General features: G+C 47.9%; 25 protein-coding genes. 2 read left to right on the forward strand and 23 right to left on the reverse strand.

Features of this window, described 5'->3' with window-relative positions; genetic code table 11:
- Positions 1–77 precede the first annotated feature (77 nt).
- The 12 genes from ymfI to BW42_RS07020 all read right to left on the reverse strand — a co-directional run bounded on the left by ymfI (position 78) and on the right by BW42_RS07020 (position 12031).
- Positions 78–782, reverse strand: a complete 705-nt coding sequence (gene ymfI / locus BW42_RS06965; protein WP_035408860.1) for an elongation factor P 5-aminopentanone reductase — start codon at positions 780–782, stop codon at positions 78–80.
- Positions 782–2053, reverse strand: coding sequence for an EF-P 5-aminopentanol modification-associated protein YfmH (yfmH, locus tag BW42_RS06970; RefSeq protein ID WP_231496875.1), 1272 nt, complete (start codon positions 2051–2053; stop codon positions 782–784). Before yfmH ends, ymfI begins: the two co-directional genes overlap by 1 nt.
- Positions 2050–3303, reverse strand: a complete 1254-nt coding sequence (yfmF, locus tag BW42_RS06975) for an EF-P 5-aminopentanol modification-associated protein YfmF (protein WP_035408867.1) — start codon at positions 3301–3303, stop codon at positions 2050–2052. Before yfmF ends, yfmH begins: the two co-directional genes overlap by 4 nt.
- Positions 3303–3851: a cob(I)yrinic acid a,c-diamide adenosyltransferase gene (locus BW42_RS06980; protein ID WP_035408870.1), complete on the reverse strand. Its 549-nt coding sequence runs from the start codon at positions 3849–3851 to the stop codon at positions 3303–3305. Before BW42_RS06980 ends, yfmF begins: the two co-directional genes overlap by 1 nt.
- A 33-nt stretch (positions 3852–3884) precedes the next feature.
- Positions 3885–5612, reverse strand: a complete 1728-nt coding sequence (locus BW42_RS06985; RefSeq protein ID WP_035408873.1) for an ATP-binding protein — start codon at positions 5610–5612, stop codon at positions 3885–3887.
- Between the two features lie 2 nt (positions 5613–5614).
- Positions 5615–6331, reverse strand: a complete 717-nt coding sequence (locus tag BW42_RS06990) for a response regulator transcription factor (protein ID WP_035408876.1) — start codon at positions 6329–6331, stop codon at positions 5615–5617.
- Positions 6332–6502: 171 nt separating this feature from the next.
- Positions 6503–7669 carry a c-type cytochrome biogenesis protein CcsB gene (gene ccsB, locus BW42_RS06995; RefSeq protein ID WP_035408879.1) on the reverse strand — a complete coding sequence of 389 codons (1167 nt, stop codon included), beginning with the start codon at positions 7667–7669 and terminating at the stop codon, positions 6503–6505.
- On the reverse strand, positions 7666–9213 hold the full coding sequence (locus BW42_RS07000; protein WP_081780387.1) for a cytochrome c biogenesis protein ResB: 1548 nt from the start codon (positions 9211–9213) through the stop codon (positions 7666–7668). Before BW42_RS07000 ends, ccsB begins: the two co-directional genes overlap by 4 nt.
- A 22-nt stretch (positions 9214–9235) precedes the next feature.
- The gene (locus tag BW42_RS07005) at positions 9236–9826 is read right to left on the reverse strand and encodes a redoxin domain-containing protein (protein WP_035408882.1); all 591 of its coding nucleotides are present in this window, start codon (positions 9824–9826) and stop codon (positions 9236–9238) included.
- 126 nt (positions 9827–9952) lie between these two features.
- Positions 9953–10714 (reverse strand): pseudouridine synthase, encoded by a 762-nt coding sequence (locus BW42_RS07010; protein WP_023467688.1) that lies wholly within the window; start codon positions 10712–10714, stop codon positions 9953–9955.
- Positions 10714–11286, reverse strand: coding sequence for an SMC-Scp complex subunit ScpB (gene scpB, locus BW42_RS07015; RefSeq protein ID WP_023467687.1), 573 nt, complete (start codon positions 11284–11286; stop codon positions 10714–10716). The genes BW42_RS07010 and scpB overlap by 1 nt, the downstream gene beginning before the upstream one ends.
- Entirely contained in the window at positions 11276–12031 is a 756-nt protein-coding gene (locus BW42_RS07020; RefSeq protein ID WP_035408886.1) for a segregation/condensation protein A, read from the reverse strand. Before BW42_RS07020 ends, scpB begins: the two co-directional genes overlap by 11 nt.
- A gap of 93 nt (positions 12032–12124) precedes the next feature.
- On the opposite strand from BW42_RS07020, the gene BW42_RS07025 reads away from it, so the two are divergent.
- The gene (locus BW42_RS07025; RefSeq protein WP_035408890.1) at positions 12125–12589 is read left to right on the forward strand and encodes a DUF309 domain-containing protein; all 465 of its coding nucleotides are present in this window, start codon (positions 12125–12127) and stop codon (positions 12587–12589) included.
- Positions 12590–12606: 17 nt separating this feature from the next.
- Here BW42_RS07025 and BW42_RS07030 read toward each other — a convergent pair whose 3' ends face one another.
- The 11 genes from BW42_RS07030 to BW42_RS07080 all read right to left on the reverse strand — a co-directional run bounded on the left by BW42_RS07030 (position 12607) and on the right by BW42_RS07080 (position 21705).
- The gene (locus BW42_RS07030) at positions 12607–12954 is read right to left on the reverse strand and encodes a GNAT family N-acetyltransferase (protein ID WP_023467684.1); all 348 of its coding nucleotides are present in this window, start codon (positions 12952–12954) and stop codon (positions 12607–12609) included.
- Between the two features lie 152 nt (positions 12955–13106).
- Positions 13107–13634, reverse strand: coding sequence for a type 1 glutamine amidotransferase domain-containing protein (locus BW42_RS07035; RefSeq protein ID WP_035398198.1), 528 nt, complete (start codon positions 13632–13634; stop codon positions 13107–13109).
- A gap of 97 nt (positions 13635–13731) precedes the next feature.
- Positions 13732–14169: a peptidylprolyl isomerase gene (locus BW42_RS07040; protein WP_023467682.1), complete on the reverse strand. Its 438-nt coding sequence runs from the start codon at positions 14167–14169 to the stop codon at positions 13732–13734.
- Between the two features lie 103 nt (positions 14170–14272).
- Positions 14273–15277, reverse strand: coding sequence for a S66 peptidase family protein (locus BW42_RS07045; RefSeq protein WP_035408893.1), 1005 nt, complete (start codon positions 15275–15277; stop codon positions 14273–14275).
- Positions 15278–15360: 83 nt separating this feature from the next.
- The gene (locus BW42_RS07050) at positions 15361–16005 is read right to left on the reverse strand and encodes a hypothetical protein (RefSeq protein ID WP_035408897.1); all 645 of its coding nucleotides are present in this window, start codon (positions 16003–16005) and stop codon (positions 15361–15363) included.
- A 104-nt stretch (positions 16006–16109) separates the two neighbouring features.
- Positions 16110–17411: a pyrimidine-nucleoside phosphorylase gene (locus tag BW42_RS07055; protein WP_035408901.1), complete on the reverse strand. Its 1302-nt coding sequence runs from the start codon at positions 17409–17411 to the stop codon at positions 16110–16112.
- A gap of 47 nt (positions 17412–17458) precedes the next feature.
- Entirely contained in the window at positions 17459–18271 is an 813-nt protein-coding gene (locus tag BW42_RS07060; protein WP_029341181.1) for a purine-nucleoside phosphorylase, read from the reverse strand.
- A gap of 18 nt (positions 18272–18289) precedes the next feature.
- Positions 18290–19462 (reverse strand): phosphopentomutase, encoded by a 1173-nt coding sequence (gene deoB, locus BW42_RS07065; protein WP_035408904.1) that lies wholly within the window; start codon positions 19460–19462, stop codon positions 18290–18292.
- A 118-nt stretch (positions 19463–19580) separates the two neighbouring features.
- Complete coding sequence (gene xerD, locus BW42_RS07070; RefSeq protein ID WP_035408906.1) at positions 19581–20465, reverse strand: site-specific tyrosine recombinase XerD; 885 nt, start codon at positions 20463–20465, stop codon at positions 19581–19583.
- A gap of 125 nt (positions 20466–20590) precedes the next feature.
- Entirely contained in the window at positions 20591–21073 is a 483-nt protein-coding gene (locus BW42_RS07075) for a Fur family transcriptional regulator (RefSeq protein WP_023467675.1), read from the reverse strand.
- A 101-nt stretch (positions 21074–21174) separates the two neighbouring features.
- Complete coding sequence (locus tag BW42_RS07080) at positions 21175–21705, reverse strand: NUDIX domain-containing protein (protein WP_035408909.1); 531 nt, start codon at positions 21703–21705, stop codon at positions 21175–21177.
- A 167-nt stretch (positions 21706–21872) separates the two neighbouring features.
- On the opposite strand from BW42_RS07080, the gene BW42_RS07085 reads away from it, so the two are divergent.
- Positions 21873–22727: an aldo/keto reductase gene (locus tag BW42_RS07085; protein WP_035408912.1), complete on the forward strand. Its 855-nt coding sequence runs from the start codon at positions 21873–21875 to the stop codon at positions 22725–22727.
- Positions 22728–22773: the final 46 nt, after the last annotated feature.

Consider the following 22773-nt stretch of genomic DNA (forward strand, 5'->3'; position numbering starts at 1 on the left):
TTGATACGATTATCCATTCCTCATGTTAAATGATTTTTTGAAAAATGAAAAGCATTCCTGAACTGAAATTCCAATGCTTACATCCACGCACCATCTATTTTAAGGATGGCTCCCGACACATAACTCGATTCTGGTTGCACCAAGTAACGGATCGCGGAAGCTACTTCCTCTGCTTTTCCGAATCGTCCGGCAGGGATTTCAGCAATCGCTTCTGCCTTTTCATCCTCAGAAAAAATCGCGTTCATCGGCGTATCAATCCATCCTGGCGTAATCGCATTGATGCGTCCATGCATTGGTCCAAGTTCTTTACTGTATGCTTTGACGAAGCCCAGCTGTGCTGCCTTGCACGTCGAATAGGCAACTTCACCCGCGACACCTTGTTCCCCTAATACACTACTGATGACGACGATCGCCAGCTGCGACGTAAACGGTTTTGTCCGCGTCACGGTTTGACTGATGCGCATCAACGCATCGACATGTATTCTCCAAAGTTCACTCATTGATGTTGCCGATTGATCGAGCAACAGACCGCTATAACTCGTTCCGGCACAATGGACGAAGGCATCGACGACAGGTAACGCCGTACAAAATGCCTGCAAGTCCTCATCATCCGCTAAATTCGCCGTCAGGATGTAGTGCTCTCCTTGCCACTCCTCTATCATCCGTTCCAAAACCGCTTGCTGTCGATACGTCTGAAGCACCAATTCATGTCCGGCGGCAGCAAGTTGTTTTGCTGCCGCAAGACCAATGGCGCCACTCGCACCGGTGATGAGGATTCGCATCACGCGTACGGTTTGACGATTGAGATCGCCCGGTTTTCAATGGCGAACAACTCGTCGAAACGGGCTTCGATCTCTTCTTTCGTAATCGAAGCAATCAATGTCGGAAGCGTGAACAGATTCGTACCGGCAAGTGCGTGACGCGAGAACTGATTCGCAATGAATTCCGGTGAATTCAAGGCACGGAGGAATTTCCCTTGCATCATGTTCCGCTTGCGCGTGACCTCGTCTTCCGTGAAGTCAGGACGCGTTTGCAGAAGTGTCTCATATGCTTGGATAAACTTGTCTGGATCCTCTGTCTCCATGCCGAACGTCGCGAAGGCGAACTCTTCCTCACTCGAGTAATCAAAGCTGAACGTATCGTCGATCAGACCGTCTTCATACAATTCCAAATACGTCGATGATGTTTGATCGAATAAGAGGTGCAATAATAATTCACTCGTCAACTCACGACGGACTTGTGCTTCGCCGCGGACAGATTCGTCCTTGTAACCGATTAATACCTTCGGTGTCTTGACGTCGAGCTCGAGTTCGAGACGTGGACGATGCACGCCGTGCGGTTCTTGACCATAATCCCGCTCGATCGCCGGGCGATCCGTATAATCCTTCTTCGCCTGATTCGCCTTGATCAATGCCAGCGTCTCTTCCGGGTCGATGTTTCCGACAACGAACAACACCATGTTCGATGGATGATAGAACGTGCGATAGCACGTGTATAGGTCATCGGCTGTGATTTGATTGATCGATTCCGGTGTTCCTGCGATATCGATTCGGACCGGATGCGTCGCATACATTGATTCAATCAGACCGAAGAACAAGCGCCATCCCGGATTATCTTGATACATCTGGATTTCCTGCGTGATGATCCCCTTCTCTTTTTCAACGCTTTCCGGCGTGAAGTAGGGATCTTGTACGAAATCGATCAATGTCTCGAGGTTTTGTTCGATCAGTGACGTGGCTGAGAACAAGTACGCTGTTCGTGAGAACGAGGTAAAGGCGTTCGCTGAGGCACCGAGACGACCGAACTCTTGGAAGACGTCACCTTTTTCGGATTCAAACATCTTATGCTCGAGGAAGTGGGCGATGCCGTCCGGTACCGTGATCCATTCCTCTCCTTTTTTAAATCGTTGATCAATCGAACCATAACGTGTCGTAAACGTCGCATACGTCTTTTCGTATCCTTTTTTTTGCAACAGATAGACGGATAAGCCGTTATCGAGTTGCTCGTGGTATACCGTTTCGTCTGTATCGTGATAAGTCAGTTGTTCCATCATGCTTCACCTCGCAATAGATATACGGCATCTAGATCGATTGCCGTTGCTAATCGAACGACGTCTTCACGTGTCGCCGTCTCGATGATGTGGATCTCATCTTCAAGTGTCAGTCCACGCATCTTCGAACCATTCAACCAACCAATCAATTGCCCCGGCTGATCAAGAATTTGACGGCGCGCATTGATCAACATCGCCTTCGTCTGTGTCAATTCTTCATCCGTGAACTGTCCCGCCTTCAAATCAACGAGTTGCTCTAGGATGATTTTCTCGGCACGTTCCGCTTCTTTTGTGTCAACCCCTGCATAGACGTAGAGTGCACTGTTTAATGCCGCATATCGTGAAGCCGCATAATACGCGAGACTCTCTTTTTCACGGACATTCATGAACAGTTTCGAATGTGGGAATCCACCGAACAGACCGTTGACGATTTGCATCCGGATTGAATCGGCAGACGTCGGATCGACCGCTACCCGGTAACCAAGGTGCAGCTTCCCTTGTTTGATCGGTTGCGTTTCGCTCGACCGTTTCACACCGTTGACCGGTTTTTGTTCAGGGATGTAATGGCTGACTTTTTCTGAGTGCGATGGCAAGAAGGACAACGCATCTTCCATTTCCTCCTTCGTCACCTGTCCGACGACGAAGACATCGATTCGATCGTCTTCGATCATCGAACGGTATGTATCACGCAAGGACGATGGAGTGATCCGTTCGAGTTCTTCGATTGTCCCAAGCGATGGTAACGAGACGGCTTCACCTGGTGCCATCAATTCAAGGAGACGCTGCTGTGCGTAGCGCATCTTATCGTCGTACAGCGAGCTGATTCGTAAGGCATGCAGTCGCTTTTCTTGTTTGACGAACTGTTCGCGGAAACCACTTTCCGTCAAGTCTGGATACAGCACCATTTGCTCTAGCAATTCAAGTGCTTCTTTTAATAACGACGGGTGATGGACGAGTTCTCCACGGACGACATCAAGTTGGAACGAGATGACGTGCTCTTCTCCGAACTTCGACGCGTCCGCATAAAGCCCCGCATCATATAATGTCTCAAGTGGCTCACGTAATGCTTTCATCGACGGATAAGCAGCTGTCGATTTTTCCATGATGTATGGTAAAATCGCACGGCTAGTCAGTGTTTTCGCCTCTAGCGGTGCTGAAAACGTGACGAGGATCGTCGTCGTCTTGAATTTATCGGTCGGAACGAGGTGGAAGCTCGTTCCTTCCTTTTTCCATGTGCTAAATGACTGACTCATTACTCTCCATCCTTTCGTTTGAACACATGCGCACTGCGAACGTATTCAATATCTGCTTTTTGGTTAACGGCATTCTCATAACGGGCTGCTGTAAAAAAGAAATCACTGAGCCGATTGATGAACGGTAACAAATGAGCCGCTTGGGGAACATCGATCATCGAACGTTCGACGCGACGGCAGACCGTCCGTGCCACATGCAATGTCGCGGCCGCTTCCGTTCCGCCTGGTAAGATGAACTTGTCGAGTGGTGGCGATAATTCCGTTAAACTATCAATCCAACTTTCTAAATCAACTGTTGCTTCCTGACTTAACCGTGATGGACGAGGTTCGACATACATCAAGTCACTGCCACAGTCGAACAACGCATGCTGGATGACCGTCAATTGTTCTCGTACTTCGATCGATGATGCTTTGGTCCGAGCAAGTCCGACGAAGCTATTCAATTCATCGAGTTCTCCCATCAAGCTGATCAATCGATCATTTTTTTTGACTCTCCCACCGACAAGGGATGTTTCTCCTTCATCGCCTGATTTCGTATAAATTTTCATGTTTTATTCACTCCTATAGCGAAAGGAAGCGACTCATAATGTTCGCTTCCTTTGTTTTTTTGGTAATCGGATTCGGAAAGTCGCTCCTTCTCCTAAGCGGCTGTCGACTTCGACCTCTCCACCATGAGCACGGACGACGTTCGCGACGATCGCAAGACCAATTCCTGTACCGGTCTTACCGCGCGTTCGTGCCTTGTCCGCCTTATAGAAACGATCAAAGACGAAAGGTAAATCTTCTTCCGGAATCCCGTCACCTGAATCGATGACGGATAATGTAATGTTTTCCCTATCTTCGTCAATCTTAATCTTGATTTCTCCGTTCTCCGTATAACGAAGGGCGTTTCCAAGAAGATTCGTCAAGACTTGTTCCATCTGATCCGGATCGGCGTCAAATATGATGTTCGGACCGGAAACCGAGAAAGTGACCTGCTTATCGCGTCCCATTTGTTTGAATTTCTTGATGACTCGCTGTGCAAACGAGACTGTTTCGATGGCTTCAATCCGTAACTCCTGATAACCGGCTTCCATCCGCGCGAGATCGAGTAGATCATTGACGAGACGGGACAAGCGTTGCGATTCATCATAGATGATTGATGCAAATTCTTTCGTCGCCTCGTCACTTTCCGTCATCCCGTCGACGATCGCTTCCGAATACCCTTGCAACATGACGAGTGGCGTCCGCAGTTCATGGCTGACATTCGCGACGAAGTCGGCCCGCATCTTCTCCAGTTGTTGTGCTTCCGTCATGTCGCGCAGGACAGCGACCGCTCCGATCTGCTCTTCTTGTTCGAGTAACGGACTGACGATGATGATGTAAAAGCGTCCTTCCCGTTCAAACGAAACCGTCATCTCCGTCTCTTCCTTCATGACTGTCTGGAACAGTTCAATCAGTTCATCCGGTACGGGAGAACCTGCAAGAAATGCTTCAGCTGGTGGATTCGTCGCGAGTAGCTCACCTGATTTTGAGAACGTCAACACGCCGTCTGCCATACAGCGCAGAATCGAGGAGAGCAAATGCCGCTCCTTATCGAGATCCGTGACGTATTGATTGAGTTGGCTACTCATCTCGTTAAAGGCAAGCGCTAAGTCACCAATCTCATCACGTGAACGTTGCGTCAGGCTTTGATCGAATTTCCCTTCACCGGCCTCAACGACGGCTTGACGAATCGTCCGTAGTGGTGCGGTGATCCGTGTCGATAGGAAGAAAGCAAAGACGGTTGTCCCGATGATCGCTAACAAGACACAGAGCTGAATGATTTGACGTGCGCCTTCATTCGCTTGCTCGATATTCGTCAATTGTTCGATCAAGTAGATCGTTCCGTTGCCGCTATTCGTAATGAGCGGTGCTCGATACGCGAGTGCCGCCTTTCCATCGAAGGTCTCGTAATTACCGATTGCCGTTTCACCTTCTTCACCATCGATCGCTTTCCAGTTCTGACGTTCGAGCTCCTTGATGATCCGGTTCGCTTTCGCTTGTGAAATATTCGCTTCGACAGAATCGTCCTGGGTCTTCGCAATTAATGTCGCGCCATATATATCCGTGATTTCGACAGCAGTACTCGATCCTTCCTCGATACCGGAGTGCGCCTGAAAGACGGTCTCGACTTGTTGACCGAGCTTTGCAAGGTGCCCCCGCTCCTGTTCGATATGAAAAGAGTTGAAAAATTCAAGTAACAAGATCGTCAAGGCGATCAAGACGACCGAGACAAGCAATAGGATCGTGCCCCATAGTTTGATGACTACACTTTGCAACCATTTCATCGTCAGGTCGGACTATTCTCGAACTTGTATCCGACACCCCAGACCGTCGTGATCATTTGAGCAGCGTTCGGAGACAAACGATTCAGCTTTTCACGCAGACGTTTGACGTGTGTATCGACCGTCCGAAGATCCCCAAAAAATTCATAGTTCCAGACTTCCTTGAGTAGTTGTTCCCGTGAGAATACTTTGTCCGTTTGTTTTGCCAAGAAATACAGGAGTTCATATTCTTTTGGTGTTAAATTGACTTCTTGTGATTCAACCGTCACGCGGTGTGCGTCATTATCAATCGTCAAATGTGGGAAGACGATGACATCTTTTGTTTTCGCATCCGTATGGAGGAATTTCGTTGCACTCGCTCGACGAAGGATTGCTTTGACACGCAAAACGACTTCACGTGGACTGAATGGTTTGACGATATAATCATCTGCCCCCATTTCAAACCCATGGACGCGATTCGTTTCTTCACCTTTTGCCGTCAGCATGACGACCGGCGTCGCTTTCGTTTTCCGTAGTTCTTCACAAACTTGCATCCCGTCCATCTTCGGCATCATCAAGTCGAGGAGAATGACATCGTATTCTGTCTCAAGCGCCATTTCAAGCGCCGTCTCTCCATTGTCTGCTTCCTCGATCGTGAAATTTTCCCGCTCTAGATACATCTTCAACAGGCGACGAATTCGTTCCTCATCGTCGACGACTAAAATACGTGCTTCTTCTGACATGCTGTCTCCTCCTATAAACTAAACTCTACTCCTCTATCCTACTACTCTTTTAGTATACTATGAAACGAAAAGAATGGCTTGCACTGGCTGATTTCCCCTAAATGATACTCTTTTGTCAGAGAAACATGAAAAAGCAGCGGACCGTTTCCGGATCCGCTGCTTTTCTTTTCCTTATGCGTACGAGTGTAATCCCGCTACGACAAGGTTGACGAAGACAAGGTTGAACATGATGACGGCAAAACCACCAACACATAACCATGCTGATTTTTTACCGATCCACCCACGCTGGATGCGCATGTGGAGATAGAACACGTAGAAGAGCATCGTGATCAGTGCCCAAACCTCTTTCGGGTCCCAGCCCCAATAGCGGCTCCATGCCATTTGCGCCCAAATCATTGCGAAGATCAATCCGCCAAGGATAAAGATCGGAAGACCGATCGCGATCGCACGGTAACTAATCTCATCAGCTGTTTCTAGATCAATCTTCCGCGCGATTGGTTTCAGACTCTCTGCGACACGCTTACGGAGAACTACGAAACGTAGCAACACATATAAGACGACCCCACCAATGACTGACCATAAGACCGTATTGACCTTATTCGCATTCAAGAAGTTCGGCAATTCAATGACGGCACCTGAACCAGATAAGACTTTTCCGTTCTCAGGACCTGTCAGAACCGGCATCGTGTATTCATGTGTCATCTTCGCACCATTCTTCGCGACGTATTCGATCGTTGATGCAGAACCTGTTGCTTTGAACAAGAGGCCGACGAGGATGTAACCAACGACACAAACGAGTGAGAACATGACGATCTCAAGCCATGTCCGTGTTTTCGATTCTTTATTGAAATCCGTCGCGTGGACCAGATAGAGCAATCCGGTCGCAAAACTGACAGCGAGAATCCCCTCACCGAGTGCTGCCGTCGTAACGTGGATTTTGAGCCAGACACTTTGAAGTGCCGGAATCAAGGGTTGGACCTCATCCGGGAACATCGACGCATAAGCGATGACGAGCAAGGCAACCGGCATTGCAATCAAGCCAAGGACATTGTTTTTATAGATGGCATAGACGATTAAGAATCCAAGGACCATCATCATACCAAAGAATGTCGTGTATTCGTATAAGTTCGAGACCGGAACGTGTCCAGCACCCGCCCAGCGCGTAAAGAAATACCCTAACTGAGCCAGGAAACCGATGATCGCGAGCGTATAGGCGATCTTACCAGAACGTGTCGGACCTTTTTTACCACTCGTCGCAACAGCGAAAAAACCTGTACTGACGAGGTAGACGATGAATGACGTTAGGAGCAGATTACTGCTCAACTGAAGCATGTTCATTTAGCTTCCCCCTCTTCCCGCAACTTTTGTCGGTCCTCAAGTTCTGGTAGACCAACTTCCGTCAACGCGAGATTGGCTTCTTTTTGAAGCCCTAATGCGTTTTTGTTCGTAAATCCAGCAATCTGAATGCGACCGTTCTTCTCACGTAACCAGAGACGACGGTGCGGCCAGTACATCCCGATCAATAGACCTGCCATGAAGATGATGCCACCCGCAAAGAGGAATGGGAGCGTCAAGTCTTTCTTGATTCGGACACCTGAGATGTTTGAGAGCTCCGTACCGGCAAACGCCATCTTGTACTGGTTCTCATCCCCACCGACATTCAGCTTGATACCAATCAAGCTACGCTCCCCTTTTGGGTGCTCCGGTGATTTGATATTAAAGACGAACGCCGGATTGACAGGACGTCCAGAATTGGTCGTCGGCTGTCCATCCTTGACGACGAAATCAGGCAAGAAATCCTTCAATTCGACATCATAGCCGTTTTTCAACTTGTAGGTCTCTTTTGGTTCACGTAAATCGACCTTGATCGTATCCACGACTTTACCTGTCTTTTGGTTGACGATGCTGAACGACATCGTCTTAAATTCTGGATCTGCCGCGTATTGTTCTTGGAAGACTTGGAAATCATCGAATTCGAATGGACGGTTGACTGCCGTCTCACCTGATTTGACTTCTTCGAGTTTCGGTTTGAAATCACTTGTCTCTCCGACTCTTTTATAGAGCGTCATCTTCGTGTCGTAGTTTTTCGGTACATTTCCGCCCGCTGCTTCAAGTGATTTCTTGAATTTTGCGTCCACCTTCTCAGGATCATAGAACTCGATATTGAACGCCTCATTCTTCAAGTAATACTTGTTGTCCGTCGCCTCGATCGGTAATGTTTCTCCTTCACGAAGCCAAAGCAGTTCATCTTCATGCATGCCCGGTACGACCCGAAGCATCGCCCCTCCAAAGAATAGTACAAGACCGATATGGTTGATGTAAGGACCCCATCGTCCAAAACGTTGCTTTTCCGCTAAGAGCGCCCCGTCTTGCCGACGAACTTTATAGCCCTTTTTCTCAAGTAACGGTGCGATCGCATCGATTTTTTTGACGTCTCCAGTCGCTTCAGCGCCAAATCGCTGACCATTCATGAAACGGTCCGACTGGATGACCGGTTGTTTCTTCAATGCTCGGTAGAGCGGGAAGAAGCGGTCAATCGACACGATGATGATCGATAAGAGTAACAGTGTGATTAATCCGATGTACCACCATGATTCAAACAGGTTGTGGAATCCTAACGTATAGTAGATATCCCCTGCCGTACCGTATTCTTTTTGATAAAATTCTTCCGGTGGTGTTGCCTGCGGAATATACATCTCTTGCGGGAAGATCGTACCGACCCCACTCGCGATGATGATCAGACCGATCAGCCATAACCCGACCTTGACGGACGAGAAGAACGTCCATGCCCGGTCGATCCAAGATGGATTTTTACGTTTCGAACGAAGTTCTGCTTCCTCGTAACGCATGTCCAGTTGTTTAAAATCTTCTTGCTCCTGCATCCTAAAATCCCCCTTCGATGCGTTACTGGTTCGCCTTCTTCACCATCTCTTCCAGCTTCGCTTGATCAATCTCACCTTCGTATTTCTCGACGACCTCACCTTTTTTGTTGATGATGAACGTCACAGGTAAGTTGTAGATCCCGTAAGCCTTCTCGACCGAACTATTCGTATCCATGAGGATCGGATAATCCGTTCCGCCGATATCTTTGATGAAGCTTGAGACTCGAACCGGTGTTTCTCCGACATTGACCGCTACGAAATTGACACCTTGATCCTGCATCATCTGATAGTTGTCATTGATCAAAGGCATCTCTTTCTTACATGGTTCGCAGAATGTACCCCAGAAATTGAGTAAAAGTCCTTTTCCTTTGTATTCATCCATTGAGTGCTGTTTCTCACCGTATAGATCGACGAGCGCGAAACCAGGAGCATCATCGCCTGCCATGACACGTCCGTTTTTATCGCGTGTCGCTTGATCGACGAATTGCATGATGACAACTGCGCCTGCAAACAAGACCATCGTCATGATCATCAGACGCCAGAAGGAGCGTTTCTTCTTTTTTTGCTGGGCCGCTGCTAAGCGTTCTTCCGGATTTTGTTTTGTTTTTTTCATATTTTACCGCCTCCACCCATATTGTACTTGAAATCGCTTAAACGTTGATAAAATGTGAAATTCGTTAATCGTTTTGTCACAAAAAAAGAAAACTCAACCCGGAGGATGAGCTTCTCGCTTTACAAATTAACGTTTTTTTGTGTTCTTACGTCTTTTCGTAGGTGGAGCGGCTGGATCCGCTAGCTCACGCAATTGATTGACTTCTTTTTTTGAAAGTTCACGCCACTCGCCAGAAGTAAGGCCTGCCAGTGTCAAGAAACCAAACTGTTCACGTTTCAACTTCAAGACTTCTGAACCGAGTGTCTCGACCATTTGACGGACTTGGCGGTTATGTCCCTCGTAGATGACCATTTCGAGGATAGCCGTGTTTTTCTTCTTATCGATGTCACGCATCTCGACGCGTGCTTTCCCTGTCTTAAAGCCGTCCGGCAAGACGACGCCTTTTTCAAGACCTTTGACGTGGAAATATTCCGGTACGCCTTTGATTTTGACGATGTAACGCTTCGGTACCTTATACTTCGGGTGAAGCAGAAGGTTTGAGAATTCACCGTCATTCGTCATCAACAGAAGACCGCTCGTATTGTAGTCGAGACGACCGACTGGGAAGACACGATGACCTGGTGGTACGAGATCGACGACCGTCTTACGTCCTTTATCGTCTTCAACCGTCGAGACGACACCTGTTGGTTTATATAGCATGTAATAAACGTGTTCTTCCCGCTCGAGCTTGACGCCATCGACTTCGACTTCAGCACGCGCTCCAACTTTCGTTCCGAGCTCCGTGATGACTTTCCCGTTGACCTTGACGCGACCTGCTGTGATCAATTCCTCTGCTTTACGCCGTGAAGCGACACCTGCTTGTGCGATGATTTTTTGTAACCGTTCCATTAATTCACTCTCTCCTCTAATGAAGGATCATTCCGGAAGAAGAGATCTCCATCTGATTCGAACGTTTCTTCGAACTCGAGTGGTGGTAACTCCTCAATACTATTCAGACCAAAGTGGTCCAGGAAATGATCCGTCGTCTTATACAATTTCGCGCGACCAACGCCTTTGGCGCGTCCCGCTTCTTCAATCAAACCTTTTGCACTTAACGTATGGATGACGCGTTCCGTCTTGACGCCACGGACGACTTCGATATCAGCACGCGTGACGGGTTGTTTGTACGCGATGATGACGAGTGTCTCCATCGCTGCTCGAGACAAGGAGTCTTCTGCAAGTGATCCCGCATACGCCTGAATATATGGCGACATCTCTTTTCGTGTCACCATCTTAAAGACGCCACCTGACTCCACGATTTGCAACACCCGTTGCTCCGCTTCGAACGTCGTCTGAAGAGCCAGTAACTGTTCACGCGCCGCCGCTTCACTGATCTCTAGTGCTTGACTGAGACCACGTGGGTCGATGCCGTCATCGCCGACGACGAATAACAAGCTTTCAATGATTTGTTCATACGCCAATCTGACTCTCCTCCTTCACCATGCTACGCAACAAAATGTCATCGGTCATTTGTTCACAATCAATGACGCGTTGCTTCACGAGTTCTAGGACGGCGAGGAAACTGACGACCAGTTCTTCGACCGTCGGCTGCTCCACAAAAAAGCCAAAGAATGTCGTACGCTCACGCGTCGCGACGTAACGGGCGACAGACTCCATCTGTTGCTCAAGCGACCGTTCTTCCCGTTTGACCGTCTTCGAACGACGTACCTTCCAAGCTTCCCGTTGACGCATTTTTTCATATGCACGCAATAAATCACTTAGTGATAACGTACCATTATACTCTTGTGCGTCCGTATCGAGATAACGCATCAAATCCTCTGGTTGTTTCGAGAACAGCTCAAGGCGTGCCTCTTCCTTTTCCTTCAGGACGAGGGCTGCTTCCTTATATGCCTTATACTCGATCAACTGTTGAATCAGACCTTCTCGTGTCGGTTCTTCCTCGAAATCGGGAATCTCATCATATTCCGTCTGTTCGATCGGCAAGAGTTGTTTGCTTTTCAGTTGCAACAGCGTCGCTGCCATGACAAGATATTCACTAGCAACATCTAGTTCAAGATGTTGCATCGCACGGATATAGGACACATATTGATCCGTCACCATGGAAACGGATATATCATAAATATCGATTTCTAATTTACCAACCAAGTGTAACAGCAAGTCCAACGGGCCTTCAAACGCATCCATCTTTACACTGTATGATTCCATGATTCTCCCTGCCCATCAACGTTTTTTGCGCCTTAGTATACCATACAACGGATGGGTTCGACTATGTTATATTCAAAAGGAAGAGGTGATTCCATGAATCCGATCGAGCGATTCGTATTCGAATTCAATATCCGGCACGATTACTTCGAGTGCCATGAAATCTTAGAGGAAGTCTGGCAAGAAGGACAACGCCAGGACGAAGCGCTTGTCGGTCTGATCCAGCTGGCCGTCGCCCGCTATCATCACCGCCGCGGCAATACGACTGGGGCACAGCGGACATATGCGAAAGCATTTGATAAAATCGAACGCCACCGGGCAACACTGATTGTGTCCGGGATCGACGTCTCATATTTGCTCGATCATCGCGACCATTTTACGGAGCCGGTCTATCGGCACATCCCGTTACCTGTCTTCCCGGACGTCATCCGAACCGTCGCCTTGGAAGCGACAGCACCTGATCTCGACTATGTGACGCATAAACATCGTTTGCGCGATCGTACGGATGTCGTCACGGCACGACAAGAAGCGCTACAAAACCGAAGAGACCGGTCCATCTGAGCCATGGACCGGTCTTTTTATTGATTTTTCCATTTGTCGACGAGGCGTTGCGTCTCTTCGGTCGCACCCGTAATATCCGTTCGAAGCAATTTGGCTGCTTCATCGAGTAGGAGATACGACATCCGTTCTCCACGGAAAGACGGTGATAATGCGATATGTTTCAATTCAGCATGGCCATCCATTAATTGAAACCCGATGACACCGACGAAATCCTCATCTTGTTTGTACAAATACAAGCGTTGGTCTTCTTCCTGTTCATAGGCTTGAACCGTTTCAAGCAAATACTTCGGATCCTTCACTTCGCACGAAAAGGCGATCAGCCCCATCGCGGTCCGTTCATTCAACTTCTTATATTTTACTAGCATGTGATTCTACACCTTCCTAATTTCAACAACTCTCAGGAGCATGAACGACTGAGACTCATTCATTCTACACCTTCTCACACAGAATTACTGCATTTTTTTCATAATCCATGAAAAAGGCAGGAGACCGTCATGTGACGTCCCCTGCATCTGAATCATGCTTGTTCTTCCATCACTTGGATGAAAGCACGCATGTAATCTGGTAGATCAGGCGGGCGACGGCTCGAGACGATATGTCCGTCGACGACGACGGCTTCATCGTGCCAAATCGCACCTGCATTCGTCATGTCATCCTTGATTCCTGGCGTACTCGTGACATTAACACCTTTTAAGATGCCAGCAGAGATCAACACCCAACCAGCGTGGCAGATTTGACCAATTGGTTGTTTGTTCTGGTCAAAATGACGCACCATGTTCAGGACAGAGTCAAAGCGGCGTAACAGATCGGGTGACCAACCACCCGGAACAAGAATCGCATCGTATTCTGCTGGATTGATCTCATCGAACGTCTTATTCGATTTGATCGGAACACCGTACTTCCCAATATACGTCTCATCTGCCTTCTCACCGACGATGTCAACGATCGCGCCTTCTTCACGCAAGCGATGGACAGGATACCATAATTCTAAATCCTCGAAGTCATTGCTGACGACTTGGATGATTCGTTTTCCTTCTAAACGCATGACAAACACTCCTTTACAAGTTGAGTTCCCTTACTGATTGTACCCGCTTCTAAAAAAAGAAAAACTCCTCTTCAAACGTTTGAAGAGGAGCAAGAACTTATGCTTCGACGCGGATTTCTTTGATGCCAGCGCCTTGCTTCATTTTTTGTGCATGTTCGAGACCTGAAGTCACTTGTCCGAAGACTGTGTGTACACCGTCGAGGTGCGGTTGTGGCTCATGTACGATGAAGAACTGGCTTGATCCAGTGTTACGACCAGCGTGTGCCATCGAAAGTGAACCCGCTTTGTGTTTGTGTGGGTATGATGTAGACGTTTCGCAAGGAATCGTTTTTCCTGAACCGCCTGTACCGTTTCCGATTGGGCATCCGCCTTGTGAGACGAAGCCTGGGATGACACGGTGGAAGTTCAATCCATCGTAGAAGTTCGAGTTTGCAAGATTTTCGAAGTTTTCAGTCGTGATCGGTGCTTCATCGTTGAACAATTCGAATTCGATTTTATTTCCATCTTCTAATAAGATATGACCAGTTTTTTGCATGTTTGACCAACCTTTCGTGCTTTTCAGCAAGAGATTCGTCACGATTCAAGATCGTGATTCCATGGTACAGTGTACCAAATTTCAGGACGTCGTGCAGACCTTTTTACTCGACGGCTGCCTCTAACACATCGAGTGTCACCGAATCCGTTGCTTCGACACGAATCCGAATTCCATTCGCGAGTGTCGCAACAGGATCCGTATGCCCGAAGTCCGCATCGAGAATGATCGGGAAATCATAGCCCCGCGTCGCGCGCAGAATGATGTCTTTGAGCGGGAAGTCCGGATCAAAATCGACCTTGCTCGGGAAGCGTCCGACGACGAGCGCCGCAATCTTGTCATACGCACCCATGTGTCGCAATTGCGTGAAATACCGGTCGATCGTTTCTGGTGTCTCACTTTCGTCATCCTCAAGCATCAAGACGACACCGTCAAATGATGGCAAGTATGATGTCCCAGCAAGCAGCAAAAGTGTTCCCGTGTTCCCCGTCAGAATCGGACCTTCTGCGACACCGGTCTTAACGATCGTATATCCCGCGTTCACTTGATGCTCTCGTCTTCGGTCATCTGCGACGTCCCAGCGTAAAATCTCGTCCGTCCACTCTTCCGATGCTTCGATTCGACCGATCGGTTCCGTCTGCATGAACGTACGATTAAACGACTCTTCCGTATACGGATCAAGACCATCAAATTGACCGAACTGTGTCAGTAGCGCTGGTCCGACGAACGTCGTCAATCCTGTCTGCTGATAGATGCCAGCAAACAATGCGGTGATATCACTGTATCCGACGAAGATTTTCGGATTGTTTCGGATCAACTCATAATCAAGTTCATCGAGTAATTGGTGCGAGTTAAACCCACCGATTGTCGAGATGATCGCCTTAATCGACGGATCAGCAAACGCCATATGTAAATCTTGCAGCCGTTCGCCGATCGTTCCTGCCGTATGACTATGGACAGCTGTTGCGTTCGGCATCAAGACGACCTCGAACCCCATTTTTTCAAGTGTCGCGATACCGCGAGCGAGACGACGTGGCACGTATGCAGCAATTGCAGACGCCGGTGAGACGATAGCAATCTTATCTCCTTTTTGTAAGCGTGGTGGTTTCATGAAAGTTCCCCCTTTTTCATTACAAGTATTTCCAGTATAACAAATCGAAAGGGAACCGCGCACTCTCGTTTTTTCAATCTACTTTATAACGTCACGAAGAGTGAATTTCCGTTTTCCAGTAGTTCACCCTTTTCTGAAACATAATCGACCTTGACCGTCATGTATTGAAGGATCTTTTGTTCGCGCAACGACTTTGCCCACGCTGTAATCTGCGTTTTATCCTGTTCGCTTTGCTTGCGTGGAACGCTAATTAAAATCGTCGGAGCGACTTCCGTACGTAAATAAGCCTTTGAATCAAAACGCGCATTACCAAGCTGTTGAATCTTATCGTTATCAAACAGTACCACCATATCTAGTTCCGCGTTCACATCATTAAGAGTAGGCAACGTGATCCGTCGTTCTAACTGATCTTCCCAAAGTGACGCATGATACGTATCGACGAACCTTCCCGACTCCTCATCTTGATATACGAAAAACTCAGTATTCGTTTTTTCGTCAATCGCTCGTGCTGCATACTCAAACGAAAAATTTCCCATATTGTCGTAAATACTACCGGTCACCTTCGCTTCCGGAAGATGCTTCTCTAAGTAAGTCTTTGCTTTTTGTTGTATTTCAGCCTCTCTCGTTTCATCCGAGTCTATGTCCTGTGTAAAAGCGTATGTCATCATCAATGCGCCACCCCCGATGACTCCAACTAAACTGGCAATTACTATGAACCAACGTTTCATGCGATCGCTCCTTTAGATATATCCATATTTTTACACTTTCGATTTTATCACAAAAAAAGAGTAGCGGACGAAGTCCACTACTCAGATATTGCTTATCGGATGGATTATTGAATGACAGCGTGAACGAGCGGACGTTCTGCCGGTTTCATTTCACTGATGTGGTACGCATGGTCCATTTTTTCGATTGCTTGATCGAGTGTATCTTTGTTTGAACGAAGTGTTGCGATGACATCGCCGACTTCGACACGATCGCCGACTTTTTTATGCAGCGTAACGCTTGCTGCGTGATCGATCTCATCTGCTTTCGTCGCGCGTCCTGCACCGAGGATCATTGCTGCAACACCAACTTCGTCAGCGATGATTTCAGAGACATAACCTGCTTTTGAAGCGACGAATGTTTTTTCGTATTTCGTTTCAAGTGCTTTTGTCATATCGTCAACGAGTGACGCGTCGCCACCTTGCGCTGCGATGAACTTCTTGAAGACGTCAAGTGCTGCTCCGTTACCGAGACGTGTTTCGAGATCCGCATATGCTTCGTCGAATGTCGGGTAGAAATCACCGAGGACCGCCATGTGTGATGCAATCGTCAAGGCGATGACTTTCAAGTCACGGACATCTTTCCCTTGAAGGACTTCGATCGCTTCCTTGACTTCGTTTGCGTTTCCGATTTCAAAGCCGAGCGGCTGATCCATGTCTGTAATGACAGCAACCGTCTTACGGTTGACACTCTTACCGATTGAAACCATCTCTGTCGCGAGTGCTTTTGCATCTTCAAACGATTTCATGAAGGCACCAGAACCTGTCTTGACGTCGAGTACGATGCTGTCTGCTCCTGCTGCAATCTTCTTCGACATGATCGAACTTGCGATCAATGGGATCGAGTTTACTGTCGCCGTGACATCACGAAGTGCGTAGAGTTTTTTGTCTGCAGGCGTCAAGTTACCTGTTTGACCGATGATCGCCATCTTGATGTCGTTGACTTGTGAGACGAATGCTTCTTCTGAAAGTTCAACGTCAAAACCAGGGAACGCTTCGAGTTTATCGATTGTTCCACCTGTGTGACCGAGGCCGCGACCGCTCATCTTCGCCACCGGAATACCGATTGACGCAACGAGTGGTGCAACAATCAGACTGATCTTGTCACCGACACCGCCAGTCGAGTGTTTGTCGACTTTTTTTCCGTGAATGCGGGAAAGGTCGATCACGTCACCCGATTTGACCATCGCCATCGTCAAATCAGCGATTTCACGATCTGACATTCCTTGATAGAAAATCGCCATCGACATCGCTGACATTTGATAATCTGGAATTTCACCATTCGTGAATCCTTTTACCATTGCTTGAATATCAGCTGTTGCGAGTTCGCCACCGTCTCGTTTTGTTGCAATCAAATCTACCATACGCATAATCTAGTTCCTCCTCAGGAGTGGTTTGTGAGTTTTATAAACAGTCGTTACATTTTTTTGATCGAACCGCGAACGAGTGATAGGAAGTGTGCCCGGACACGTTCTGTCGTTTCGATGACTTCATCATGATGTAACGGTTGATCGAGAATGCCTGCTGCCATGTTCGAGACACACGAAATCCCAAGGACACGCATATCTGAATGACGGGCAACGATGACTTCAGGGACCGTCGACATACCGACGACGTCTCCTCCAAGCATCCGTGCCATCTTGACTTCTGCTGGCGTCTCATACGTCGGACCAGTATTTCCGAAGTAGACACCTTGACGGACACGAATTCCGAGCTCGTCCGCTGTTTCCTGTGCAAGACGAAGTAATTCCGCATCATACGGCTTCGACATATCCGGGAAACGTGGTCCCATCTCGTCGACGTTCTTACCGATCAATGGGTTCGTACCGAAGAAGTTGATGTGATCCGTGATCAACATCAAATCACCTGGTTCGAACGCTTCGTTACAAGCACCGGCTGCGTTCGTGACGATCAATGTCTCGACGCCGATCGCTTTCATGACACGGACAGGGAATGTGACCATGTCCATTGAGTATCCTTCGTAGAAGTGGAATCGTCCTTGCATCGCAACGACTTGTTTCCCTTCAAGTGTTCCGAAGACGAGTTGTCCGGCGTGTCCTTCAACCGTTGAGACCGGGAAGTTCGGGATTTCATGGTATGGAATTGCGATCGGGTTTTCGATCTCATCAGCGAGGACACCCAGTCCTGAACCGAGAATCAATCCGATTTCCGGTTTCGCCTGCATCTTGCTTTCTAAAAACGAACGTGTTTCATTCCAGTTGACTGTCATCTGAATCGCTCCCTCGAATTATAGTTCTGTTAAAAAGCTTGTTCCGTGTGCCGGCATTTTGACACCGAAGTTTTCAGCAACCGTTGCCCCAAGATCAGCGAACGTCTCACGGATACCGAGCGGTTTTGCGACACTGTTTTTGTGATAAGCAAGCAACGGTACGTATTCTCGCGTGTGGTCTGTCCCAGCATGAACCGGATCGTTTCCGTGGTCAGCCGTGATGATCAAGAGATCATCTTCTTTCAAGCGATCAAACACTTCCGGAAGACGGGCATCGAACTCTTCGAGTGCTTGTCCGTAGCCTTGCGGATCACGACGGTGTCCGAATAACGCATCGAAATCGACGAGGTTCAAGAAGCAGAGTCCGTTGAAGTCTCGATCGAGTTGCTTCACGAGTTGATCCATGCCGTCCATGTTCGACTTCGTACGGATCGCATCGGTCACGCCTTCGCCGTCATAGATATCAGCAATCTTACCGAGTGAGATGACATCAAGTCCAGCTGTCTCAAGTTCGTTCATGACTGTCCGGTCGAATGGTTTAAGTGCATAGTCGTGACGGTTCGCTGTCCGAACCCATGCTCCTGCCTCACCAAGGAATGGACGTGCGATGATACGACCGAGCATGTACGGGTCATCCCGCGTAATATCGCGTGCATATTCACAAATCCGGTACAGTTCCTCTAATGGAACGACTTCTTCATGAGCTGCGATTTGAAGGACAGAGTCTGCCGACGTATAGACGATCAAGGCGCCTGTTTCAACATGTTCTTGTCCAAGTTCGTCTAAGATTTCCGTACCAGAAGCCGGTTTATTCCCGATGATCTTCCGCCCTGAGAACTCTTCTAAGCGATGAATCAAATCATCTGGGAATTTTTCGAAGACACGGAATGGTGTATCAATCCGCAGTCCCATGATCTCCCAGTGCCCTGTCATCGTATCTTTCCCTGCAGATACTTCCTGCATTTTTCCGTATGCCGCAAGCGGTGCTTCTTCAGCTGAGATACCTTCGATCGGTTCGATATGCGAGAGACCGAGTTTTGCCATGTTCGGCATGTTGAGTCCGTTGCGTTCACGCGCGATGTGACCGAGCGTATGCGAACCAAGATCTCCGAACTGTTCAGCGTCCGGTGCTTCTCCGATTCCTACGGAGTCCATGACGATCAAAAATACACGTTTAAATGATTGAGCCATTTGCTGTTCCTCCTATATACGAGCTGTAGTTGTGCGATTCCCGTTACGATTTTTCCCGGAAAGGGACTAGACAAAACGCATCATTTGTCTGAAGTCAGACCTTTAAAAGATAGAACCATCACGCCCGTGGATGATGTTTCTTATACACGTCGTGGAGTCGTGCTTTGTTGACGTGTGTATACATTTGTGTCGTCGACAAATCAGCGTGTCCTAGCATTTCTTGTACGACGCGTAAATCGGCACCATTTTCAAGTAGATGGGTCGCGAACGAATGGCGCAGGACGTGTGGTGTGATCTCTTTTTCAATACCCGCTTCCTTTGCCCGTCGCTTGATCATCTTCCAAAATCCTTGCCGTGATAAACGATCACCACGACTGTTTAAGAAGACATCGTCCGTCTGTTGACCACCGAGACTGTTGCGCGCGAGATCAAGATATGTTCTGACGCTCTCAATCGATGTCGTACTCATCGGGATGATCCGGGATTTATTCCCTTTCCCAAGACACGACAGATACCCGAGTTCGAGTTGCAAATCGTTCAACTTCAGTTGGAGCAGTTCGCTGACGCGCATGCCTGTTCCATAGAGAAGCTCAAGCATTGCTGCATCTCGTCGTGTAAGCGGATCGACACCGACGACCGAATCAAGTAAACGTTCGACGTCGGTTTGACTCCAGACGACGGGAAGCTTCTTCTCCGGTTTCGGTAAATCAAGATGACGGGACGGATCATGCGTCGTTAGTTTCTCTTCGACCAGATATTGATGGAACGAACGGATTGAGCTCGTCGCCCGCCGGACCGTCGATCGTGACTTGCGAGCTTCAAGCAATCGTTCAATGTGGTCGACGATATGATGTCGGTGAACCTGTTCAAACGAAGAAACTTCCGCTGTTTCGAGCGTCTGTAAGTATTGATTCAAATCATTTCGATACGCAGCTGCCGTATTCGCGGACATTTGCCGTTCAATCACTAAATAGTTGATAAATGCTTCCAGTTGTTCACGCACTGAACTCATCCTCTTCGTTTACGAAATCGCTTACTTTCCCATCATATCAAAGGTGTAAACCGTTGTGAAGAGGTCTGACCTATAAAAATCGAAAAAGAAAAACCATCCGAAATTTCCTCGGACGGTCAGACTGTTTGTGTTTGCGATTGTTCCAACGCTTCCCGAGCGTGACGCTCTTGGCAGACACGGCAGACGCCATGGAATGTCAGGCGGTGATCCTTGATTTTGAAATGGAATCGGGACACGATTTCTTTCTCTACTTCTTCAAGCATATCGTCTAAAATCTCTTCGACGGATCCACATTCGATACAGACGAGATGGTGATGCGAATGACTCGCACCTTCTTGTCGTAAATCAAACCGGGATACGCCATCTCCGAAGTTGACCTTATCGACGACTTCGAGCTCCGTCAATAATTCGAGCGTCCGGTAAACCGTCGCAAGTCCGATGTCGGAGTTCTTTTCTTTTACAAGGAGAAAGACATTTTCGGCACTGAGGTGATCCGACTCATGTTCGAGCAGGACACGCACAGTCGCTTCACGTTGGGGAGTCAGCTTATATCCTTTACCGCTTAGCTGTTTTTTGATGCGTTCTACACGACTTTCCATCATAGCGCCCCCTTTGTTCGAACTGATGCTATTATCATAGCTGAAACTCAGTCTTTTTTCAAATTAAAATGATTATCAACTGAAAATCATTTAAATGAGAATCATTTTAAAGTACGGATCTGCCAATGCTGAATCGCCATGATCGTCTTCGCGTCGACAATCGTTCCGTTTGCTACGAGTTCGAGCGCTTGTTCAAGCTTCAATGTTTTGTTCTCAAGGAACTCATCTTCATCGAGCTGACGATCACCGGCAGTAAGACCAATCGCTTCATAAATATGTACACGTTCGCTACAGAAACCAGGCGCACCGTAGAAATCAAAGACATGTCGTAACTCTTTCGCGACGTAACCTGTTTCTTCCTTTAATTCACGTCCGGCACAATCGAGTGGATCTTCACCTTTCTCGAGTTTGCCCGCTGGTATCTCGATCGATAGACTCTCGAACGCCTTCCGATATTGTTCAACGACAATCAGATCCCCTTGTTCATCAAAAGCGATGATGGCGACGGCACCATTATGATAGACCAGTTCACGAACCGAGGTATTACCGTTCGGTAACGTGACGACATGTTTCTCGACATCAAAAACTTTTCCTTCATAGATCACTTCACGTTCAATCGTTTTTTCTTCCATCGGTAGTGTTCCCCTCTTCTATCCTAGTTTACGTTCTCTGTCATGATTAGTATGCCGTTTCCGACGTATTGCCGCAAGACTTCAAGCCGTCTTTTTCATAAGATATGATACACTAGAATGCAGAAGTTCCAAACTTACAGTTCATTTAAGAAAAGAGGGAATTGAACATGTCATTAGGATTAGGTACGATGACGATCTTAAAACGCGGACAGGAAGAAGCGGCAGCAATCCTGCGGACGGCACTCGACGCGGGTATCACCCATTTCGACACAGCGGATGTCTATGCAAACGGAGCCGTCGAATCGATTATCGGTCAAACCTTCGCGCAAGAGGATCGTAGTCGATTGTTTCTTGCCTCAAAAGGTGGCAATCGAATGAATGCGACCGGAACCGGTTGGACATGGGATCCGAGTTATGACTATTTGAAGCAAGCCTGTCTTGAAAGTTTAAATCGACTCGAAACACCTTACCTCGACCTATATTACGTCCATGGTGGCACGATGGACGACGATATCGACGCATCGATTCGCGCGATGGAAGACTTAAAAGCAGAGGGGAAAATCAAGGAATATGGTCTCTCGTCATTGCGACCGAACGTCATCGAATATTGGCTTGAGCATAGTAATTTCTCTTACTTGATGACGCCTTATTCATTGCTCGATCGTCGCATCGAAGAGTTGTTACCACGCTTAAAAGAGAAAAACATCCAAGTCGTTGCCCGCGGTCCACTAGCAAAAGGACTGTTGACACACGAAAGTGCCTCACGCCTGCAGTCGGTTGATCGTTTCGAACAGTTCGATAAAGAGACGCTCGAAGCCAGTCTACAACAATTACAAAACTTCCCGCTTCCAGCGCTTGCATTGCAAGCAATCGATCAACAGGTCGATATCGTCCTTCCAGGTGCGTCAAGCGTGTCGCAACTTCAAGCAAACGTCCAAGCGATGAGAGAGCCGGTTTCGCAAGCTCAGATCGACCAGGCGCTTGCTACACTGCCAGTTCATCACTATACCGAACACCGGTAAGGTTTAACACTCCATTTCTCCGGGAATCTCCTTCTTTGTAACGTTC

This window comes from Exiguobacterium sp. RIT341, assembly GCF_000632205.1.
GTDB lineage: Bacteria > Bacillota > Bacilli > Exiguobacteriales > Exiguobacteriaceae > Exiguobacterium_A.

What these genes read in the sequence shown, in the direction of transcription:
- yfmH (WP_231496875.1), bottom strand. Translation starts at nt 2,053, where the DNA reads ATGATGGAACAACTGACTTATCACGATACAGACGAAACGGTATACCAC.
- BW42_RS07080 (WP_035408909.1), bottom strand. Translation starts at nt 21,705, where the DNA reads ATGGAAGAAAAAACGATTGAACGTGAAGTGATCTATGAAGGAAAAGTT.
- BW42_RS07030 (WP_023467684.1), bottom strand. Translation starts at nt 12,954, where the DNA reads ATGCTAGTAAAATATAAGAAGTTGAATGAACGGACCGCGATGGGGCTG.
- BW42_RS07050 (WP_035408897.1), bottom strand. Translation starts at nt 16,005, where the DNA reads ATGAAACGTTGGTTCATAGTAATTGCCAGTTTAGTTGGAGTCATCGGG.
- BW42_RS07045 (WP_035408893.1), bottom strand. Translation starts at nt 15,277, where the DNA reads ATGAAACCACCACGCTTACAAAAAGGAGATAAGATTGCTATCGTCTCA.
- BW42_RS06990 (WP_035408876.1), bottom strand. Translation starts at nt 6,331, where the DNA reads ATGTCAGAAGAAGCACGTATTTTAGTCGTCGACGATGAGGAACGAATT.
- BW42_RS07060 (WP_029341181.1), bottom strand. Translation starts at nt 18,271, where the DNA reads ATGACAGTCAACTGGAATGAAACACGTTCGTTTTTAGAAAGCAAGATG.
- BW42_RS07085 (WP_035408912.1), top strand. Translation starts at nt 21,873, where the DNA reads ATGTCATTAGGATTAGGTACGATGACGATCTTAAAACGCGGACAGGAA.
- yfmF (WP_035408867.1), bottom strand. Translation starts at nt 3,303, where the DNA reads ATGAGTCAGTCATTTAGCACATGGAAAAAGGAAGGAACGAGCTTCCAC.
- BW42_RS07010 (WP_023467688.1), bottom strand. Translation starts at nt 10,714, where the DNA reads ATGGAACGGTTACAAAAAATCATCGCACAAGCAGGTGTCGCTTCACGG.
- BW42_RS07000 (WP_081780387.1), bottom strand. Translation starts at nt 9,213, where the DNA reads ATGCAGGAGCAAGAAGATTTTAAACAACTGGACATGCGTTACGAGGAA.
- BW42_RS07020 (WP_035408886.1), bottom strand. Translation starts at nt 12,031, where the DNA reads ATGGAATCATACAGTGTAAAGATGGATGCGTTTGAAGGCCCGTTGGAC.
- BW42_RS07040 (WP_023467682.1), bottom strand. Translation starts at nt 14,169, where the DNA reads ATGCAAAAAACTGGTCATATCTTATTAGAAGATGGAAATAAAATCGAA.
- deoB (WP_035408904.1), bottom strand. Translation starts at nt 19,462, where the DNA reads ATGGCTCAATCATTTAAACGTGTATTTTTGATCGTCATGGACTCCGTA.
- BW42_RS07025 (WP_035408890.1), top strand. Translation starts at nt 12,125, where the DNA reads ATGAATCCGATCGAGCGATTCGTATTCGAATTCAATATCCGGCACGAT.
- ccsB (WP_035408879.1), bottom strand. Translation starts at nt 7,669, where the DNA reads ATGAACATGCTTCAGTTGAGCAGTAATCTGCTCCTAACGTCATTCATC.
- BW42_RS06980 (WP_035408870.1), bottom strand. Translation starts at nt 3,851, where the DNA reads ATGAAAATTTATACGAAATCAGGCGATGAAGGAGAAACATCCCTTGTC.
- BW42_RS07075 (WP_023467675.1), bottom strand. Translation starts at nt 21,073, where the DNA reads ATGGAAAGTCGTGTAGAACGCATCAAAAAACAGCTAAGCGGTAAAGGA.
- BW42_RS07055 (WP_035408901.1), bottom strand. Translation starts at nt 17,411, where the DNA reads ATGCGTATGGTAGATTTGATTGCAACAAAACGAGACGGTGGCGAACTC.
- BW42_RS07035 (WP_035398198.1), bottom strand. Translation starts at nt 13,634, where the DNA reads ATGCGTTTAGAAGGAAAACGAATCATCCAAGTCGTCAGCAATGACTTC.
- ymfI (WP_035408860.1), bottom strand. Translation starts at nt 782, where the DNA reads ATGCGAATCCTCATCACCGGTGCGAGTGGCGCCATTGGTCTTGCGGCA.
- BW42_RS06985 (WP_035408873.1), bottom strand. Translation starts at nt 5,612, where the DNA reads ATGAAATGGTTGCAAAGTGTAGTCATCAAACTATGGGGCACGATCCTA.
- BW42_RS07005 (WP_035408882.1), bottom strand. Translation starts at nt 9,826, where the DNA reads ATGAAAAAAACAAAACAAAATCCGGAAGAACGCTTAGCAGCGGCCCAG.